The 17,870-nt window shown below is 72.0% G+C and carries 19 protein-coding genes; 6 read left to right on the forward strand and 13 right to left on the reverse strand.

Translation table 11 applies throughout. The features are described from left to right. Window positions 1–36: 36 nt before the first annotated feature. On the reverse strand, window positions 37–702 hold the full coding sequence (locus ACFRCG_RS34445) for a TetR/AcrR family transcriptional regulator (RefSeq protein ID WP_380038809.1): 666 nt from the start codon (window positions 700–702) through the stop codon (window positions 37–39). 222 nt (window positions 703–924) lie between these two features. Between ACFRCG_RS34445 and ACFRCG_RS34450 the strand changes: the two genes are divergently transcribed. Both ACFRCG_RS34450 and ACFRCG_RS34455 read left to right on the forward strand, forming a co-directional pair. Beyond that, window positions 925–2,130, forward strand: a complete 1,206-nt coding sequence (locus ACFRCG_RS34450) for an FAD-dependent monooxygenase (protein ID WP_380038811.1) — start codon at window positions 925–927, stop codon at window positions 2,128–2,130. A gap of 105 nt (window positions 2,131–2,235) precedes the next feature. Continuing rightward, a complete protein-coding gene (locus ACFRCG_RS34455) occupies window positions 2,236–3,156 on the forward strand; it encodes an alpha/beta hydrolase (RefSeq protein WP_380038813.1) in 921 nt (306 codons plus the stop codon). Here the strand turns inward: ACFRCG_RS34455 and ACFRCG_RS34460 are convergent. The 7 genes from ACFRCG_RS34460 to ACFRCG_RS34490 all read right to left on the reverse strand — a co-directional run bounded on the left by ACFRCG_RS34460 (window position 3,071) and on the right by ACFRCG_RS34490 (window position 11,391). Then, a complete protein-coding gene (locus tag ACFRCG_RS34460; protein ID WP_380038815.1) occupies window positions 3,071–4,000 on the reverse strand; it encodes a heme ABC transporter ATP-binding protein in 930 nt (309 codons plus the stop codon). The two genes, ACFRCG_RS34455 and ACFRCG_RS34460, sit on opposite strands and share 86 nt — an antisense overlap. Continuing rightward, complete coding sequence (locus tag ACFRCG_RS34465; protein WP_380038853.1) at window positions 4,000–5,070, reverse strand: FecCD family ABC transporter permease; 1,071 nt, start codon at window positions 5,068–5,070, stop codon at window positions 4,000–4,002. The genes ACFRCG_RS34460 and ACFRCG_RS34465 overlap by 1 nt, the downstream gene beginning before the upstream one ends. A gap of 192 nt (window positions 5,071–5,262) precedes the next feature. Further along, a complete protein-coding gene (locus tag ACFRCG_RS34470; protein WP_380038817.1) occupies window positions 5,263–6,225 on the reverse strand; it encodes a hemin ABC transporter substrate-binding protein in 963 nt (320 codons plus the stop codon). Window positions 6,226–6,427: 202 nt separating this feature from the next. Continuing rightward, on the reverse strand, window positions 6,428–7,378 hold the full coding sequence (locus tag ACFRCG_RS34475; RefSeq protein WP_380038819.1) for a hypothetical protein: 951 nt from the start codon (window positions 7,376–7,378) through the stop codon (window positions 6,428–6,430). An 83-nt stretch (window positions 7,379–7,461) separates the two neighbouring features. Further along, window positions 7,462–9,981, reverse strand: a complete 2,520-nt coding sequence (valS, locus tag ACFRCG_RS34480) for a valine--tRNA ligase (protein ID WP_380038821.1) — start codon at window positions 9,979–9,981, stop codon at window positions 7,462–7,464. 190 nt (window positions 9,982–10,171) lie between these two features. Beyond that, window positions 10,172–10,360: a DUF397 domain-containing protein gene (locus tag ACFRCG_RS34485; protein ID WP_380038823.1), complete on the reverse strand. Its 189-nt coding sequence runs from the start codon at window positions 10,358–10,360 to the stop codon at window positions 10,172–10,174. A gap of 35 nt (window positions 10,361–10,395) precedes the next feature. Then, entirely contained in the window at window positions 10,396–11,391 is a 996-nt protein-coding gene (locus tag ACFRCG_RS34490; protein ID WP_380038825.1) for a helix-turn-helix domain-containing protein, read from the reverse strand. A gap of 294 nt (window positions 11,392–11,685) precedes the next feature. Here ACFRCG_RS34490 and ACFRCG_RS34495 point away from each other — a divergent pair, with 294 nt between their 5' ends. Continuing rightward, entirely contained in the window at window positions 11,686–12,192 is a 507-nt protein-coding gene (locus tag ACFRCG_RS34495; protein ID WP_380038827.1) for a hypothetical protein, read from the forward strand. 101 nt (window positions 12,193–12,293) lie between these two features. Here the strand turns inward: ACFRCG_RS34495 and ACFRCG_RS34500 are convergent, their stop codons facing one another. Together ACFRCG_RS34500 and ACFRCG_RS34505 are read right to left on the reverse strand one after the other, a co-directional pair. Next, on the reverse strand, window positions 12,294–13,103 hold the full coding sequence (locus ACFRCG_RS34500; RefSeq protein WP_380038855.1) for an ATP-grasp domain-containing protein: 810 nt from the start codon (window positions 13,101–13,103) through the stop codon (window positions 12,294–12,296). A gap of 104 nt (window positions 13,104–13,207) precedes the next feature. Next, entirely contained in the window at window positions 13,208–13,792 is a 585-nt protein-coding gene (locus tag ACFRCG_RS34505; protein WP_380038829.1) for a TetR/AcrR family transcriptional regulator, read from the reverse strand. 70 nt (window positions 13,793–13,862) lie between these two features. Between ACFRCG_RS34505 and ACFRCG_RS34510 the strand changes: the two genes are divergently transcribed. Next, the gene (locus tag ACFRCG_RS34510) at window positions 13,863–14,315 is read left to right on the forward strand and encodes a DUF1707 domain-containing protein (protein WP_380038831.1); all 453 of its coding nucleotides are present in this window, start codon (window positions 13,863–13,865) and stop codon (window positions 14,313–14,315) included. A 412-nt stretch (window positions 14,316–14,727) separates the two neighbouring features. Here ACFRCG_RS34510 and ACFRCG_RS34515 read toward each other — a convergent pair whose 3' ends face one another. Genes ACFRCG_RS34515 through ACFRCG_RS34525 form a run of 3 tightly spaced genes read right to left on the reverse strand, consistent with a single transcriptional unit; the run spans window position 14,728 to window position 15,735 of the window. Beyond that, the gene (locus ACFRCG_RS34515; protein ID WP_380038833.1) at window positions 14,728–15,054 is read right to left on the reverse strand and encodes a DUF1048 domain-containing protein; all 327 of its coding nucleotides are present in this window, start codon (window positions 15,052–15,054) and stop codon (window positions 14,728–14,730) included. 1 nt (window position 15,055) lies between these two features. Next, entirely contained in the window at window positions 15,056–15,412 is a 357-nt protein-coding gene (locus ACFRCG_RS34520; RefSeq protein ID WP_380038836.1) for a DUF1048 domain-containing protein, read from the reverse strand. Then, window positions 15,409–15,735, reverse strand: a complete 327-nt coding sequence (locus ACFRCG_RS34525) for a PadR family transcriptional regulator (protein WP_380038839.1) — start codon at window positions 15,733–15,735, stop codon at window positions 15,409–15,411. Before ACFRCG_RS34525 ends, ACFRCG_RS34520 begins: the two co-directional genes overlap by 4 nt. Before the next feature lie 171 nt (window positions 15,736–15,906). On the opposite strand from ACFRCG_RS34525, the gene ACFRCG_RS34530 reads away from it, so the two are divergent. Beyond that, window positions 15,907–16,968 (forward strand): hypothetical protein, encoded by a 1,062-nt coding sequence (locus ACFRCG_RS34530; RefSeq protein ID WP_380038841.1) that lies wholly within the window; start codon window positions 15,907–15,909, stop codon window positions 16,966–16,968. Between the two features lie 133 nt (window positions 16,969–17,101). After that, window positions 17,102–17,821 carry a M50 family metallopeptidase gene (locus tag ACFRCG_RS34535; protein ID WP_380038843.1) on the forward strand — a complete coding sequence of 240 codons (720 nt, stop codon included), beginning with the start codon at window positions 17,102–17,104 and terminating at the stop codon, window positions 17,819–17,821. The last annotated feature ends 49 nt before the right edge of the window (window positions 17,822–17,870 follow it).

Genomic DNA, 17,870 nt, shown 5'->3' on the forward strand with positions numbered 1-17,870 from the left:
CATAGGGGTCGGGAACGATCACACGAGTCGTTCATGTCACTCGTTGCGGCTTTCGGGCGGAGCTGTCGGGCGGGACCGTCGGGCGGTATCGCCGAGCATTCCGGCCAGCAGTTCGGCGATTCCGGTGCGGATGTCGGCGCGGGAGGGGGGTGTGGCCCAGCCCGAGCCGGCGATCGCGTCGAACATCACCCCTTCGCACCACGCGACCAGGAATCGGCCGTGCCGCGCGGGTTCGGGCGAGCCGAGCGCGGCCACCATCGCGACGGCCGCCTCCCGGAACGCGACTCCGGCACTGTCGTACATCCCGCGCAACTCGGGACGCCGGGTCGCCTCCAGGGCCAGTTCGTAGCGGGCGATCTTCTGCGCGCGCCCCTCGCGGATCGCCTCGCTCACGATCGCGGCGGCCATGTCGGCTACCCCGTCCACGTCGCGGGGCAGCGCGGGCGGCAGGTCGCCGGCGGCCAGCGCCGGGGCGAACTCCCCCGCCTCCAGGACGGTCATCCGGGCCAGCGCCACCTCCAGGAGCGCGACGCGCGTGCGCGCGTAGTAGGAGGTGGACCCGGCCGGCAGCCCGGCGGCCTCGTCGACGGCGCGATGGGTCAGCCCGCGCATGCCGCGCTCGACGAGCAGGCGGATCGCGGCGTCACCGATCAGCACGAGGCGGTCGGGGCGGTCGGGGGTGCGCTTGGCGGTGGTCGTCACGGGGGCAGCCTAGCGATTTCGCTACAGCTGTAGAGGCGGGCGGGCTCGCCGGGGCGGCGTCCACCCTCGTGGAGATTGGCGCACTACAGCTGTAGAGATCAGTCCGCTACAGCTGTAGAGATCCGGCCCACTACAAGTGTAGAGTCATGGCCGTGCCCTCTACACCTGTAGTGGCAACCAGGCGGTCGACGTCGTCGACACCCACCGACATCGGGGGAAACCATGTCCGTCACCAAGCCCGAAGCGATCGTCGTCGGCGCCGGCCCCGGCGGGCTCGCCGCGGCCACCGCGCTGCACCGGAAGGGGTGGTCCGTGGTGGTCCTGGAGCGCTCCGCCACGCTGGAGCCGATCGGGGCCGCGATCGCGATCGCGCCGAACGGGCTGCGCGCCCTGGACACCATCGACGCGGGTGTGCCGCTGCGCGCGTTGGCCGCGATCCGGGGCGCCGCGACGTTGCGCCGGCCGGACGGGCGGGTGCTCGCGCCGACCAGCGGGGAGGCGTTCACCGCGCGGTTCGGCGAGCCGATGGTGCTCGCGGCGCGGGCCGCGTTGATGCGGGTGCTGCTCGCGGGGCTGCCGGCCGACGCGCTGCGGACCGGGACGACCGTGCGCACGGTGACCCCGGGGGACACGGATCGGCGCGCGACGGTGACCACCGCGGACCAGACGCTGACCGCCGACCTGGTGGTCGCCGCCGACGGGATCCGGTCGCCGATCCGGCAGGCGATGTTCCCCGAGCACCCCGGTCCGCGCTACGCCGGCTTCACCACGTGGCGGGCGATCGTCCCGGCCATGGACGTCACACCGGGCGAGACCTGGGGACGCGGACTGGTCTTCGGGGCGATGCCGCTGGCCGACGGTCGGGTGTACTGGTACGCGACGGCGAACCGGGCGGCCGGCACCACGCACGGCGACGCGGTCGGGGAACGGGCCGAACTACTGCGGCTGTACCGGGACTTCCACGCGCCCGTCGGCGACCTGATCGCCGCCGCGCCGGCCGAGCGCATCCTGCGTCTGGACGTGCACGAGATGGCCACGCCGCTGCCGGCCCATCACCGGGGGCGGGTCGTGCTGATCGGCGACGCCGCGCACGCGATGACGCCGAACCTGGGCCAGGGCGGCAACCAGGCGCTGGAGGACGCGATCGAACTGGCCGACGTGCTCTCCGACGTGAGCGCGGCGGGGGTGGTCGACGCGCTGCCGGGATACAGCCGGCGCCGGGTGGCCCGGACCTCGGCGGTGGTCCGCAAGTCGCGTCGCATCGGGGCGATGGCGCAGTGGCACGGGCGCGGCACGGTCGCGGTACGTGACACGCTCCTGCGGGTGGCGGGCCGGATCGCGCCGGACGCGGCGTTGCGTCCACTGGACCCGGTGCTCGCCTGGCGTCCGCCGACGGGCGCCGCCGCGTCGACCCGGGCCGAGGTCTGATCCGGGCCGGGCGGCCCGAGTGCGGTACCGATGTGGGTTCCGCCTTCGGGGCATGCGTCGTACATTCCCTACCGGCCGGTATCGGGGCTCGACGGAGGGAGCACGGTGACCATCGATCCGCAGCTGGTGGAGTTGTTGGGGGTCCTGCCGGACGACCTGTTCGTGGGGGACGCGGCGACCGCGCGGGCCGGCATCGACGCCGGGGTCGCACTGCTGCCGGTACTGACCGAGTTGGCGCGGGTCGAGGATCGCACCGTCCCCGGCGCCGTCGACGCGCGGCCGGCGCGGGTGTACCGGCCGTCGGAGGAACCCGGGCTGCCGGTGACCCTGTTCTTCCACGGCGGCGGCTTCGTGATCGGCGGCCTGGACAGCCACGACGCACTGGCCCGGCGGATCGCCCGACACGCGAACTGCGTGGTGGTGTCCCTGGATTACCGGCTCGCCCCCGAATTCCCCTTCCCCGCCGCGACCGAGGACGCGTTCGCCGCGTACCGGTGGCTGCTGGACCACGCCGGCGAACTGGGCGCCGATCCCACCCGGATCGCCCTCGCCGGGGACAGCGCCGGCGCCACGCTGTCCGCGACCGTCTGCCTCCTGGCCCGCGAACACGGGCTTGCACAACCGGCGTTGCAGATGCTCTGGTATCCGACGACCGGCGTCGAGGGCACCGCGTCGCAGGCCGAGAACGCGGACGCGCCGCTGCTCACCGCGGCCTCGATCGCGTGGTTCCTCGGCCACTACTTCGGCGGCCGGAAGCCGGACGACCTCGGTCCGTACGCCCGGATCGGCACCATCGAGGACCTGTCCGGCCTGGCTCCGGCGCATGTGGTGATCGCGGGCCACGATCCGCTGCGTGACGAAGGCGCCGACTACGCCGAGCGGTTGCGCGCGGCGGGCAACGCCGTCGAGTGCGAGTCGTTCGACGACATGGTGCACGGGTTCATGAGCTTCGTGGACCTGGTCCCGCGCTGCGAGGAGTGCGCGGCGGGCTCGTTCGCCGCGCTGCACCGGGCGTTGCACCCCTGAGGTCGGACCCGGCCGCCGCTCGGCGGGACGGCAGGATCAGCAATTCGTCCGTGCCGGGTCGGCGCAGCACCTCGACCGGGTGGCCGTACAGGTCGGAGAGCACCGGTGCGGTGCACACCTCGTCCGGCACGCCGCACGCGACCAGGCGTCCGCCCGCGAGCAGTGCGATCCGGTCCGCGTAGGCGGCGGCGAGGTTGAGGTCGTGCAGCACGATCACCACCGCGTCGCCGAGCCGGGCCCGGGTGCGGGCCAGGCGCAGGACGTCCTCGGTGTGCCTGAGGTCGAGCGCGGCGGTGGGTTCGTCGAGGAACAACACGGGCGCGCCCTGCGCCAGCACCCGGGCCAGCGAGACCCGGGCCCGCTCGCCGCCGGACAACGACGGGTAGGTCCGGTCGGCCAGGTGCGCCACGTCGGTCTGCGCCAGGCAGCGCGCCACGATCGTGTCCTCGGACTCCTCGCTCGGCAGTCCCGCGTGCGGCGCGCGGCCCATCCGGACCACCTCGTCCACGGTGAACGGGAAGGACAACGTCACGCTCTGCGGCAACACCCCTCGATGCAGCGCCAGTTCCCGCTGCGCGTAGTCGGGCACCGGGCGACCGGCGATGCGCACCGTACCGTGGTGCGGAGTCAGGTCGCCGGTGAGCAGGCCGAGCAGGGTGGACTTGCCGGCGCCGTTGGGTCCCAGGACCGCGACGATCTCGCCGTGGCGCACGGTCAGCGAGACGCCGTCGACCAGGTTGCGGCCGCCGATGGCGAAGGTGACGTCCTCGGCCTCGACGCCGATCGTGCCGATCTCGGGGGTGCTCCGGTCGATCGCCGACCGGCTCCGGGCGAGCAGCCTCATCAGGCCCAACCTCCTTGCCGGGAACGGGTCCGGCGCAACAACCACAGGAAGAACGGGGCGCCGATCAGCGCGGTGAGCACGCCGAGCGGCACCTCCTTGGGCATCGCGACGGTGCGCGCCGCCAGGTCGGCGGCGACGGTGACCAGCGCGCCCAGGACCGCGCTCGCGGGCAGCAGCAGTCGGTGTCGGGGGCCGGCGATCAGGCGGATGATGTGCGGTACGACCAGGCCGACGAAGGTGATCACACCGGCCGCGGCGACGGCCGCGCCGACCAGGGTCGCGCTCAGCACGACCACCACGACGCGTACCCGTTCGGTGTCCACGCCCAGGTGCCGGGCGCCGCGTTCGCCGAGGGCCATGATGTCGAGCGCGCGGGCGTACCGGGGCAGGATCAGCAGGCCGATCGCCGCGAAGGGGGCCAGCGCGCCGATGATCTTCCAGCTCGCGCCGCCGACGCTGCCCAGGTTCCAAAAGGTGATGCTGCGCAGTTCGGCGTCGTCGGCGACGAAGGTGAACAGGCCGATCGCGGCGCCCGCGAGGGCGTTGATCGCGATGCCGGTGAGCACCAGCGTGACCACTTCGGTGCGGCCGTCGGAGCGGGAGAGCAGGTAGACGAAGAGGGTGGTGAGCAGGCCGCCGATGAAGGCGAAGGCGGTCACCGTCCAGGATCCGAAGGTGGACACGCCCAGCACGATCGCGCCGACCGCGCCGAGCGCCGCGCCGGAGGAGACCCCGATCACGCCGGGTTCGGCCAGCGGGTTGCCGAACACGCCCTGCATCGCGGCTCCGGCGCAGCCCAGGCAGGCGCCGACCATGATGCCGAGCACGATGCGCGGGAAGCGGATGTTCCAGAGCACGGCCTCGTTGGCCTCGGACACGTGGCCGACGTCCAGGCCCAGGTGGTGCAGCGCGGAGTAGAGCACCTGGTCGGAGGGGATCTCGAAGGCGCCCATGCCGGCCGAGACGATGCTCGTGGCCAGCAGGAGCAGTACGAGGGTGGGCATCAGCCAACGGCCGTGTCGGCGCGGCGCGGCCGGCACCGGGGCGGTGGGCGTGCCGAGTTCGACCACGGGCGGGGGCGAGTCCGGCTCGCCCGTGGGTTCTTGACGCTCCGTCACCGTGGCCACGGGCTCCCCTGGGTCGTCGCGTCGTGGGTCCTCGGGCGTCGGACGGGCGGGACGGGCCCGTCCGACGCCCGGGGGGCGTGGACCCCGGGCCGGCCTGCCCCGGCGCCGATCCGGCGGATCCTGGCGGGACCGGGCCTAGCCATGCAGGAGGTCGACGAGCTTGTTCAGCGCGACGCCCGCGGTCGGGCCGCCGCCGCCCAGTTCCAGGTCGTCCATCGCGACGACCTTGCGGTTCTGGCCGGCCGGGGTCTGCGCCACGCCGGGCAGCTTGAGCACGCCGTCGATGCCGCCGACCGACTCGAGGCCCTTTTGGAAGACGAGGATGACGTCGGGCTTGGCCGCGACCATCGCCTCCGGGGTGAGCGCGGCGGACATCTGCACGCCCAGTTCGGTGCCCGTGTCGATGCCGCCGGCGGCACTGATCATGCTGTCGGGGCCCAGGCCCTTGCCGCCGATCTGGTACAGGTTGGCCTGCCCGCGGATGTAGAGGAACGCCACGCGCGGCTTGGTGGCGGCCTGTGCGCCCTTGGCCTTGGCGCCGGCGATCTCGCCGGCGGTGCGGTCGGCCAGCGTCTTGCCCCTGTCGGGCACGCCGAGCGCGGTGGCGATGGTGGTGATCCGGGTGATCGCGTCCTCGGGCTTGCCGCTGTCCGGGACCAGCACGATCGGTACGCCGGCCGCCTTGAGTTGGTCGACCGCGCTGCGCGGGCCGACCGAGGCGCTGCCGATCGCGACGGTGGGCCGCTGCGCGAGGATGCCCTCGGGGTTGAGGCTGCGCGAATTGCCGAAGGTGGGCTTGCCCTTGCTCTCCGGCAGGACCGCGCCGGAGGTGTCCACGCCGACCACGTTCGGGGCCAGGCCGAGGGCGTAGACGGTCTGCGCGATGTCGCCGCCGAGCGGCACGATGCGGCTCGCGTCCTTGACGGTGACCTTGCCCATCGTGGTGTCCACGGTGGCGGGCAGCGCGGCGGCGGCCTGGTCGGGCTTGGCGGACTTGGCGTCGGACTTGGTGTCGTCGTCGCCGCCGCACGCCGTGGCGAACGCGATGATGGCGAGGACGACCGCGGCCGGCTTCGAGCTTGTTCGGCGCAGACGCATCCGGCGGCCTTTCGTGCACGGGGTGGGCCGACCCGGAGCCGGCGAATTCAGGCAAGCCTTGCCTTCCTTCACCCGGCAATTTAAAGGTAAGGCTTGCCTAACTCAAGCCCGTGTCGGGTGGACAACGTCACACGAACCCGCCGACCCGCCCACGATTCGCCCACCGGTCACCGGCCGGTGGCCCCGCCGATCGCCCCGCCGCTCACCCGGCCGAGCGGCGGGCGCGCCAGTCCCGGCTGTGTCGGCGGATCTCGGCCGCGGAGAAGTTCTCGTGGTCCTCGCCCCACGCGGTGACGCCGTCGAAGGTCCACTCGGTGAGGCCGTTGACGGTGAACAGATTCGGGTTCAGGAAGAAGCCGAGGCGGTTGTACAGCCGCCCCTCGGCGCGCAGTTCGCGACCGAGCGTGTCCACGCCGGTCAGTACCACCCGAGTCGCCCAGCCGGTGGCGTCGTCCCGTTCGACCACCTCACGGCGCCCGCGGGCCAGCTTCGCCCAGGTGCCGTCGCGCAACAGATAGCCGTGGATCGACACGCACCCCCGGCCGAAGTCCATGGTGATGCTGTGGAAGGCGTCGTGTTCGGAGGCGGTGGCATAGCTGTATCCGCCGCGCCGGGCGGGCGATTGCATCAGGCCGGGGCCGAACTGGGAGCGCGGACCCCACGAACGGTCCCGGAAGCCGTAGGAGTCGACCGGGATCTCCTCGCCGCGCAGCACCACCGTGCCGGTGTAGCGGCCGGGCTGGTCGAGGTGCTTCTCACCCAGATAGTGCGGCGGCAGCAGCCCGGTGAAGGTGAGGTCGACGTGGATCTCGTCGCCGCCGTCGGGGTCGTCGTAGCCGACCTCGTACACCCGCCGCGGCTCCACGCAGCGCACCCGGAAGCCGTTCGGCAGGCGCAGGTCGGTCAGGTCCTGGTCGGGGATCGGCAGGTGCCAGAAGTTCTTGGCGTAGACCGCGTCGTGCGGGTGTTGTCCGCTGTCGTCCCAGAAGTACGCGCCGCCCGCCGCGACCCCCTGGTTCGCCCGGAAGAACGGGTACAACTGCCCGGACAACCGCTTGTGCGGCACGGTGAAGGTGAACCAGGAGGTCTCCGACCAGTACGGGTCGTCGCCGGTCGGCGGGTGGAACCTGTCGTCGGGGTGGTGAGTGGTCATGACCAACGGGTACTACGGGTACTTGGCCGAGTCAATGAATGTTCGATGCGACTCGATGCCGGGCGCGGCTCGAGGGCCGGGTGCTACTCGAGCACGACCTCCGCCGTCAGCGGCCCGCTCCCCGGCACCCGGTCGATCCGGGCGATGCGGCCGGCCGCGCGCAGGTCGGTCTCGATCGGGGTGACGCGGGCCAGTTCGTCGGCGTCGCCGGTGACGGTCAGCGCGGCCACCTCGGCGCGCATCGACACCCGGGCGGCGGACTTGGCCCGACGCACCTCGGCGATCAGGCCGGACGCGACGCCGAGCAGGGCCCGGTCGGCGGCCGGCGGTGCGGCCGGGGCGGGCCAGGCCGACCGGTGTACCGAGCCCTCCTGCCACCAGGACCACACCTCCTCGGTGGCGAACGGCAAGACCGGCGCGAGCAGCCGCGTCAGCACCGACAGCGCGCCGGCCAGTGCGGCCCGGGCCGAGGCGGCGCCGGCCTCGTCGCCGGCCTCGCCGTACGCGCGGGCCTTGACCAACTCGACGTAGTCGTCGCAGAAGTACCAGAAGAAACGCTCGGTACGCTCCAGCGCCCGTGCGTAGTCGTAGTCCTCGAACGCCTCCCCCGCCGCCCGGGCCACCTCCGCCAACTCGGCGAGCAGCGCCAGGTCGAGCGGTTCGCTCACCGCCTCGGGCGCCTCCGCCGCGCCGATCGACAACACGAAGCGGCCCACGTTGAGCAGCTTGATCGCCAGCCGCCGGCCGACCTTCATCTGCCCGACGTCGAACGCGGTGTCCACGCCGGGCCGGCCGTTCGCCGCCCAGTAGCGCACCGCGTCCGAGCCGTGTTGCGCGAGCAGGTCGACCGGGGTGACCACGTTGCCCTTGGACTTGGACATCTTCTTGCGGTCCGGGTCCAGGATCCAGCCGGAGATCGCCGCGTGCGCGAACGGCAGGCTGTCGTTCTCCGCGTCGGCGCGCACCACGGAGGAGAACAGCCAGGTACGGATGATCTCGTGCGCCTGCGGCCGCAGGTCCATCGGGAAGACCCGGGCGAACAGGTCCTCGTCCCGACACCAGCCGCCCGCGATCTGCGGGGTCAGCGAGGACGTCGCCCACGTGTCCATCACGTCCGGGTCGCCGACGAACCCGCCCGGCTCGCCGCGCTGTTGCTCGGTGTATCCCGGCGGCACGTCGGTGTACGGGTCGATCGGCAGGTCGGCCTCGGCGGGCGACAGCGGCTTGTCGTGGAGCGGCAGGCCGGCCTCGTCCAACGGGTACCACAGCGGCACCGGCACGCCGAAGAAGCGCTGCCGGCTGATCAGCCAGTCGCCGTTGAGGCCGTCGACCCAGTTGTCGTAGCGAACCTTCATGTGCGCGGGATGCCAGGCCAACTCGGCGCCCCGGGCCAGCAGTCGGTCGCGCAGGTCGGCGTCGCGTCCGCCGTTGCGCAGGTACCACTGCCGGGTGGTGACGATCTCGAGCGGCTTGTCGCCCTTCTCGTAGAACTTGACCGCGTGCGTGATCGGCTCCGGCTCGCCGACCAGGTCGCCGCTCTCGCGCAACATCGCCACGATCCGCTCGCGCGCGGTGAACACGGTGGCGCCGGCGAGGCGCGCGTACGCCTCGATCCCCTCGGGCCGCTCGATCCCGGCCGGCGGCTCGGCCCGGAACCTGCCGTCCCAGTCGAGCACGGGCCGGGTCTCCAGGCGCAGTTCGCGCCACCACGTGACGTCGGTGGTGTCGCCGAACGTGCACACCATGGCCAGCCCGGAGCCCTTCTCCGGATCGGCCAGCGGGTGGGCGTACACCGGCACGGCGACGCCGAACAGCGGGGTGCGGGCGCACGAACCGAACAGGTGGGTGTAGCGGGTGTCGTCGGGGTGCGCGACCAGGGCCACGCACGCGGGCAACAACTCCGGCCGGGTGGTGGCGATCTCCAGTGCGTCGCCGGTCGGGGCGCGGAAGGTCAGGCGGTGGTAGGCGCCGGGACGCTCCCGGTCCTCCAGCTCGGCCTGCGCCACGGCGGTGCGGAAGGTGACGTCCCACAGGGTGGGCGCCTCGGCCGGATACGCCTCGCCGCGCGCCAGGTTGCGCAGGAAGGCCCGCTGCGACGCGGTGCGCGAGACGGCGTCGATGGTCTGGTACGTCATCGACCAGTCGACGGACAACCCGAGCAGTCGCCACAACTCCTCGAACGCGCGCTCGTCCTGCCGGGTGAGTTCCTCGCACAGTTCGATGAAGTTGCGTCGGGAGACCGGGATCTGACGCTTCGCCGGCTGCGCGGGCGGCACGAAGTCGGGGTCGTACGGCAGGGCCGGGTCGCAGCGCACGCCGAAGTGGTTCTGCACCCGCCGCTCGGTGGGCAGGCCGTTGTCGTCCCAGCCCATCGGGTAGAAGACCTCGCGCCCGCACATGCGGCGGTAGCGCGCGACGGCGTCGGTGTGCGTGTACGAGAAGACGTGGCCCACGTGCAGCGATCCGCTGACGGTCGGGGGCGGGGTGTCGATCGAGTAGACCTCGTCGCGGGTCCGGGTGCGATCGAAGCGGTATACGCCCGTCTCGTCCCAGACGCGCGACCATTTCGCTTCCAGCCCGTCGAGGGTGGGCTTGTCGGGCATGCGGGGGGAACCAGAGGCGGGAACCATGCCCCCGGAGCGTACCGGGCGAGGGGGCGGGGCTCTAACCGATTGTTCGTTTCGTGGGGGTGGGGCGCGGCGGGTCGCGGTGGGGTGGGCCCGGCGAACACCCCTCGGGGGGTCGGGTGTTCGCCGGGGCCGGTCGGGTGACGCGGGTGCGCGGGCGGATCGGTCAGGCGTCGGCGCGCAGTGCGGTGACGAACGCGGCCCAGGGCGCCCGGGCGAGGGTCAGCAGCCCGATCGCCGGGTCCTTGCTGTCGCGTACGTCGGTGCGGCCGTCCGGGTGCGGGCGGATCTCGGTGCAGTCGCCGTTCTGCATGCTGTAGCTGCTCTTGACCCAAAGGGGTGAGTTCTCAGGCATCGGCATTCTTCCTACTCGGTTACTCGACTGCTCGGCTACTCGACTACTCCGCTGCTCGGCTGCTCGGTTACTGGCTGCTCGGTTACCGGACTACTCGGCTCTTCGGTGCGCGAGTCGGTGGGGGCGCGAGGGGGCAGCGAGGTGGTCGGTGCGCAGGACGATCGGCCTGCGAGTTCCTTGGCACTGGACGCGATGAAGGCCTCGGACTCGATGGGACTCAGCGCGATTCCCCGCAAGTCCGCGAAAACCTTGCCGTAGTGAGCGGTGTCCTGGGCTCTTTCCAGGTAGGCGTGGCTGGTGAAGTTCTCCAGCGAAACCACTTCCATCCCCGAGGGGGGAGGGAACCCGTAGATCGAGAACGGCGTGGGGCCGCCCGGATAGGCGCCTGCCGAAAAGGGTAGTACCTGCACGGTCACGTTCGAAAGTTGGGCAATTTCGATCAAGCGCAGGAGTTGCTCGCGCAACACCCGCCGGCCGCCTATCTCCTGGCGCAGCGCGGCCTCGCCGATGACCATCAACACCCGCATCGGCGCCGGCTCTTCGCGGGTCAGCACGCGCTGCCGATCCAACCGCACCCGGACCCGGGTCCGGCACTGTTCGTCGACCGGTCCCACGGCGCCGCCGCGGATGACGGCGGTCGCGTACGCCTCGGTCTGGAACAGCCCCGGGATGATGCTGGGTTGGAAGCCCAGACAGGAGGCGACCTCGGCCTCCAGGCCGATCAGGTCGAGGAAGTCCTGCGGGAGTCGGTCGGCGAGGTCGCGCCACCAGCGCTGTCGCCGACCCTCGCGTGCCAACGCCAACCAGCCCTCGCGCGCGGCCGGATCGGCCACCTCGTACAGATCGAGCAGCGCCTTGAGGTCCAGCGCCCGGATGCCGCTGCGGCCGGACTCGATCCGGCTCACCTTGGCGGGATGGCAGGAGAGGGCGTCGGCCACGTCCTCCAGGAGCAGCGCGCAATCCTCGCGCAGCCGACGCAGGTTGGCACCCAGGACGCGCCTGCGCACCGTCGGGTACTGCTCGGCGCCCATGGTTCCTCCCGATTTTCGATCCCGAGCCGATCCCGATCCGCACCGACCGCTGCGGTGGCTTTTCGCGACACTCAGGGCTTTTTTGCGGAATTCGGGGAGTTCGCCCTGAGGAGTGGGCGTCATGGTACCCATATCCGACACGATGCAAGTCGGGTGAGTTGTTTGACTTGCACTTGATGCCCGTACCGAGGACGCTACTTACAGCGACCCGTCGAGCACCTGCCGAAGGGCTCGTGGGGGTCCGGTCGCGCCCGGGGCCGCGCCGGTGTCCCGAACCTTGGGAGGCGAGGAATCGTGCTGCGGGAGCAAGACGCCGGCGTGAATCAGGCCGGGATCGCGTGGATCAGTGCCGCCACCCGCGATCCGCGCGACACGCGGTACACCTGGCTGACCAACCCCGGCGCACGCCGCGCCGCGGATACCGGCCGGCTGTTCGACGCCGTGGTGGTGCGGGCCGATCTGGGCCGGGCGGTGCTGGCGCTGCTGGTCGCGACGGGCGCGCCCGTGGGGGCGGTGATCGCCGAGGAGCACGCGGGCAAGTGGGCGTACCTGGTCGGACCGGGCAGCGCGGAGGCGTGGGAGGGCGCGGTCGGCCCGGCGGAGGGCACCCGCTACCACTACGTGGGCCACGGTGGCTGCCTCACCCTCCCGGGCCCGCGCCCGCTCCCGGGCTCGTCGATGACCTGGATCATCCGCCCCGGCCTGGGCACGAACCTGACCTGCGTCACCACCCTGGCCGACGCCTACCTGACCGCCGAGACCGGCACACCGAGGGCTTGCCGCGCCTCCGGCGGGTCGTAGGCGAGCGGGCACCGACCGCGGAGCGGGCTCCACTCGCGAGGGTGAAGCGAGGGGTCATCGGCGGGGAGGTGGGGGTGGCGCGTCGGGTGGGGCGGGCCATGTCACGTCACGTCACGTCGTGTCGTGTCGTGTTCGTGTCGTGCTCGGGCGAAGCGGGTGTCGGTCGGGCGCAGTGCGGCGCGGGGGCCGGCGGCGGCGACGATCACGTCCAGGCAGCGGGCCGGATCGGCGGCGTAGATGTTGCTGAACCAGGCCATGTTCGGCTCGACCACCACCCAGTGCTCCTCGGCGCTGTCCGCGGTGCCGGCCAGGCCGACGTCCAGGACCACCGCGCTCGGCAACCCCGCACCGTGCTCGGCGAGCAAGTCGCGGGCGAAGGCGAACACTTCCCCGGCCCTGGGATCGCCCACCAGCGGCATCGGGTCGAGCCGGCCGAAGGTCGCATAGCGCGAACCCGTGTGCGGGACGCCGTCCAGCACGAACAGCCGGTACTCGACGACGAAGGTGCGGATCTCGGCGACCAGCACCGGCGTGGCGTCGGGAACACCGGCGGGCAACCGGGTGCCGTCCGCGTACACCGCCGCCTCGAACGACTTGTCGCTGGGCGGCTTCACGAACGCGGGCACCCGCAACCGCCGCGCCTCGCCCATCGTCGTCGCGGCGATCCCCCGCCGCGTCCACCGCTCCGGCAACGCGGTCAACCAGCCGTCCGCAGGCTCCAGAAGCGCCACATCCAACGACGCGGCAACGGTGTCGGCGAATCGGGGCCCGCCGTAGTAGGCCGCAACGCCCCGCAGATCGGGCCGGGGCCCGGTAAGCACCACAACCGCCATCCCACGCCCCACGGCAACCTGGGCCAACAGTTCGGCCGTGGTGGTGGATTGAGCGGACAGCGCGAGGGTGGCGGGCATGATCGGAGACACGTGTGCACGTTACTCCGGCCGGTGCCCACGGGTGATTCGCGCGGGGCCCGAAATCCCGGTTGTGTCCGCCTCGCTGCGTGCGGCGGCCGGGTTCAGTGGTGCGCGAGGAGTGCCCGCAATGCCCGGTCGAGGGCGGGAATCAGTTCGTCCTGCGCGTCGGGGGTGTAGAGCAGGCGCATGGCCAGGCCGTCGGACAGGGCGATCACCGCGTCGGCGAGCTGCTCGCAATCGGCGCGCTCGTGCGTGGGAAGTGCGGCGGCGAGGAGCCAGTCGGCCAGGGCCGTACGGACGTCGACGTCGATCTCGCGTTGGGTGGCGGCGAGACCGGGATGGTGGACCGCTCGGGTGACGAAGGCGAAGCGGACGGTTGCCTCGGCACGCCGGGCGTCGTCCAGCGGGAGGGTGGTCAGCACCAGGCGGCGCAACACCTCGTGCGGTGGACCGGTGACATCCACCTCGGCCCACCGCCGTTCCACCTGCTCCCCGGCCAACTCGGCGGCAAAGCGCACCATTTCGTCCTTGGTGCGGAAGTACTTCTGGACCGCGCCGGCGGAGCGGCCGGCGGCGACGGCGACGGTGCGCACGCTCACGTCGTCGAGGCCGTTGCGGGACACCAGATCCAACAGCGCGGCGCCGATCGCGCGACGTTGTGCGGCACGGTCGACGACCTTGGGCATCGGACCTCCTGACAAGTTTCGGATACGACTGTATTCTAAAGATTCGGAAACCGCCCGGAAGGAGATTGTCGTGGATGCTCGACTCGATCTCGCGATGCGCGCGTCGGACCAGGACCGCGACACCACACTCGCGCGACTCGCCGCCGGCTACGCCGAGGGCCGCCTGGACCGCGGCGAGTACGACGAGCGCGCGACGCGCGCCGCCACCGCCACGGTGCTCGGTGAACTGGCGTCCCTCACCGCCGATCTGCCCGCGCCCTCGGCACGGCACCGAACGACCCCGGCCGCGCGGGCGGAACGAGATCGCCGGGACCTGCGCGCATGGCTGAGGGAATGGCTCTACTGGCTGGGCGGCGCGGTGATCCTCACCGCCGTATGGGGAACGCGCTGCCTGATCAAGGGCGAACCGGCCCCCTACTGGCCACTCGCACCACTCGGCATCTGGGCCGCCGTCCTCGTCGCGATCGCCATCTGGCCGCGCGGAGACGAGGACGGAGCGGACGGAGCACGCAAAGGCTGTTGAGCTTTGCGAATCCGGCTGCCGTCGGCCCTCGTGCCGGTTCGACGGCTGCCCGGCGGCCCGCCCGAACGCAACGCACCGACTCCCGGGCGCGAAGTCCATCACCTGGGGCGAAAAGGCGCACTCGCGCGCAGACCCGACCCCGCATCGGCCGGGTTACCCGCATGGTCCAGGTAGGTGAAGGTTTCGAGCCACGTCGCGCACCACTGACGGAACCACGGGTGACTCTCGGCGAGCGGGACGATGGTTCGCGCCGTCTCACGGTGGTACGACGGGTCCTCACCGCCTCCGGCGAGCATTGGGTGTCCTCGACCACATCGTGCAGGACTGCCGCCCGCAGAACGTCGACGTCGACGATATCCAGGGCCTCGACGAGAACGCGGACGACGTGCCGATCGGTGTGCGGTGGCGGGTGCTACTTCTCGGACGGGGCGGATTCCCCGGTGATGGACTCCTGGACGATGTCCGCGTGCGTGCGGGAGTCCTTGGTCAGGTCGTCGCAGAACGCGGCGACGTCGCTGCCGACGAGTTCGAGGACTCCCTTGCCTGCGGCGGCGCCCTCCTCGAAGAAGTCGACGATTCCCGGGAGTAGGGGCCCGTCCGGCAGGTCGAGCGGGCCGACCCTGAACAGGTACGCCTGCATTTCCTTGTAAACGATGCGGTAGTCGGGCGGGAGGGCCTTGACCCGAGCCATGTGCGCCCGCCACTGCTTCTTGCCCTCGATGACGTCCCGGATACTCACGTCAGCCTCCCAGCCGGCTCAATTTCCGTGCGACGTTCCTGTTCAGCCGCTCGCGCCGGCGGTCGCGAAAGGTACGAGCGCCTTCCCCGCCGGCCAGCGCCGCGCAAAAGCCCGGGATGTCGTCGCCGAGCACCTGGTGGGCGCTCTGCCCGTCCGCCGCCGATTCCTCGAGCAGCCCCAGCGCTCCGTCGAGGATCGGCATGAGGTTGCGGCCGGTGAAGTCCCCGTAGGGGAAGAGGTTGGCCTTGATCTGTTCCCACGCCGCCCGGTGGTCGTCCGGCAGGGCCTGGGCCCGGGCTTCGAACATCTGCCATTCCCTGGTGAGATCGCTGCCGGTGACCGTCTCCCGGAAGTTCATCCGCCGCCCTCCTTGAGCTTGTCGATGCGTGACGAGACGTACTGCCATTTCGCCCAGAACCGCGCGAGTTCCTCGCGTCCGGCGTCGTTGAGCGCGTAGAACTTGCGTGGCGGACCGACCCCGGACGGTCGTTTCGTCACCTGAACCAGGCCGTTGCGCTCCAGTCGCAGCAGGATGGTGTACACCGTCCCCTCGACGACGTCGGCGAAGCCGAGTTCGTTCAGCCGACGGGTGATGGCGTAGCCGTAGGTTTCCTCGCCGGCGACGATTTCGAGCACACAACCTTCGAGCGTGCCCTTCAACATCTCCGTCAAGTCGTCCATCGCGAGTTCTCCTCGGCTTCCCCCGGTACTGAGTGACACCGAGTACCACTACAAAGTATCACCGAGTAGCGGTGATGCCAACCACCGGCCCCGCGAGCGCGGCGGCGTGTGGCGCGGCGGGGCGGGCGGGTTTCGGATAGGAATGGGGCAGGGTTCGAGCAGGGGGACGGTATGTGGGACGCGATCGTGGATGTGGCCGATGTGTGTCACTCCGAGGAGTGGGAACCGGCCGGCGCGGAGGGCGCGGTTCTGGCTCGGGTCGATGCCGCCAAGGCGGCTTGGCGGGCCTGCCACGGGGCCGACGCGCGGGTCGAACTCGTGGTCGACCGGGCGTTGTCGTACGCCCTGGGCCCGGCCGACGCGCAGGCGTTGCGACGGCTTGTCGGGCTCGGCGAGGCGAGTCTGGTTCCGGTCGCGGACACGGTGATCCTGGAGCGGGCCGAAGCCGGCGGGCTGCATGTGCTGAGCGGGGACCGCTACCTCGACTTTCGCCGCCGACACCCGTGGATCGAGGCGCATCCCGAGCGGTTCCACCACTGGCGGCGGGATGCGGACGGGGTGGTGCGCTTCGTGCCCGCCGGGATCCGGCCCGAGGCGCCTGCCCCCCGCACCGAGGAGGACGTCGACGACCGCCGTCCCGACCCGGCGCGGCATCCGGAGATCGTGCGCACCCGGTGGCGCTGCGCCGAGGCGTCGTGTGTGTACGCGCGTACCTGGAGCGGGCGACTGCCGGTGTGGCCGCGCGTGGACGACGGCGGGCGGGCGATCTGTCCGGGCTGCGCGAGCGCGCTCCGGGCGGCGGGGGCGCGGCGGGTGACGCGCGAGGTGGCGCTGGCCGACCATGCCGGCGGCGCGTCGATCGAGCGGCTTCCGCTGGAGGTGGGCGACACCCTCGTGCTCGGCCGGGGGCGCATCGACAACGGCTACGACCTGGGCGGTCGGGGGCACCGGTTCGGCGAGGCGGTGCGCTACGTGAGCCGACAGCACGTACTGCTGCGCCTGGCGTCGGGGCGGGCCGGCGAGCACGTGGTCGCGGTCGATCTCGGCTCCGCCAACGGCACCGAGGTGGAGCGCTGGAACGGCGCGACGTACGAGCCGGGCCGGCCGCTGGCCGCGGACGCCGAGGTGATCCTCGCCCCGCGTGATCGGCTCGTGCTCGGCGGCGGGGTCCGGGTGGAGGTCGCCGACCGCCGGATCGCCGTCGCGACCGAAGCAGCCGGCGCCGGCGGCTGACCGCCCGGTCCGGGCGTGCCCCGGGTCGGCGACAGTCGCGTCACGGGACGGTGCGCGGGCGATCGGGGGTGCGCGGCGGGCGGTAGCGTTCGCGGCGGGGGCAGCGGTCGGGACGTAGGACGAGAGGGGCGGCGTGAGCAACGTCGACACGGTGTCGTTGCAGGACATGTGGGACCGGGTGGTCGGGACCCAGCCGGATCCGCCGAGTTGGCTCGCGTTGGTGACGGGGGCGGTCGCGGTCGCGGTGGTGCTGTACCGCCCGACCTGGCGACCGCTGCGCACGGTGGTGACGATCGCCCACGAGGGCGGGCACGCGATGGTGGCGCTGCTGATGGGGCGCCGGCTGTCCGGGATCCGGCTGCACTCGGACACCTCCGGAGTGACCGTGTCGGTGGGCAAACCCACCGGCCTGGGCATGGTGTTCACCGCGATGGCCGGCTACATCACCCCGTCGATCCTGGGCGCGGGCGGGGCGGCGCTGCTCGCGGGCGCGCACATAACCATGGTGTTGTGGGTGGCGCTGGTGCTGCTCGCGCTGATGTTGATCGCGATACGCAACGTGTTCGGCGCCCTGGTACTGCTGGTCACCGGCGGGGTGATCTTCGCCATCTCGTGGCTGGCCGGCGCCCGGATCCAGGCGGCGTTCGCCTATCTGCTGGTGTGGTTCCTGCTGGTGTCCGGCGTACGTCCGGTCCTGGAGTTGCAGCAGATGCGCAGCCGGGGCCGGGCCCCGTGGTCGGACGCGGACCAACTCGCCGATCTGACCCGGATACCGGGCGCGTTCTGGGTCGGCTTCTTCGGGCTGGTCTCCGCCGCCGCCCTCGGCATCGGCGCGGGCTCCCTGCTCACCTGATCCCGCTCGCCCGGCCCGAACGCGCCGAGGCCGCCGGCCCCACCACGAG

This window comes from Embleya sp. NPDC056575 (genome assembly GCF_042793325.1).
In the GTDB taxonomy this organism is placed as follows: domain Bacteria; phylum Actinomycetota; class Actinomycetes; order Streptomycetales; family Streptomycetaceae; genus Embleya.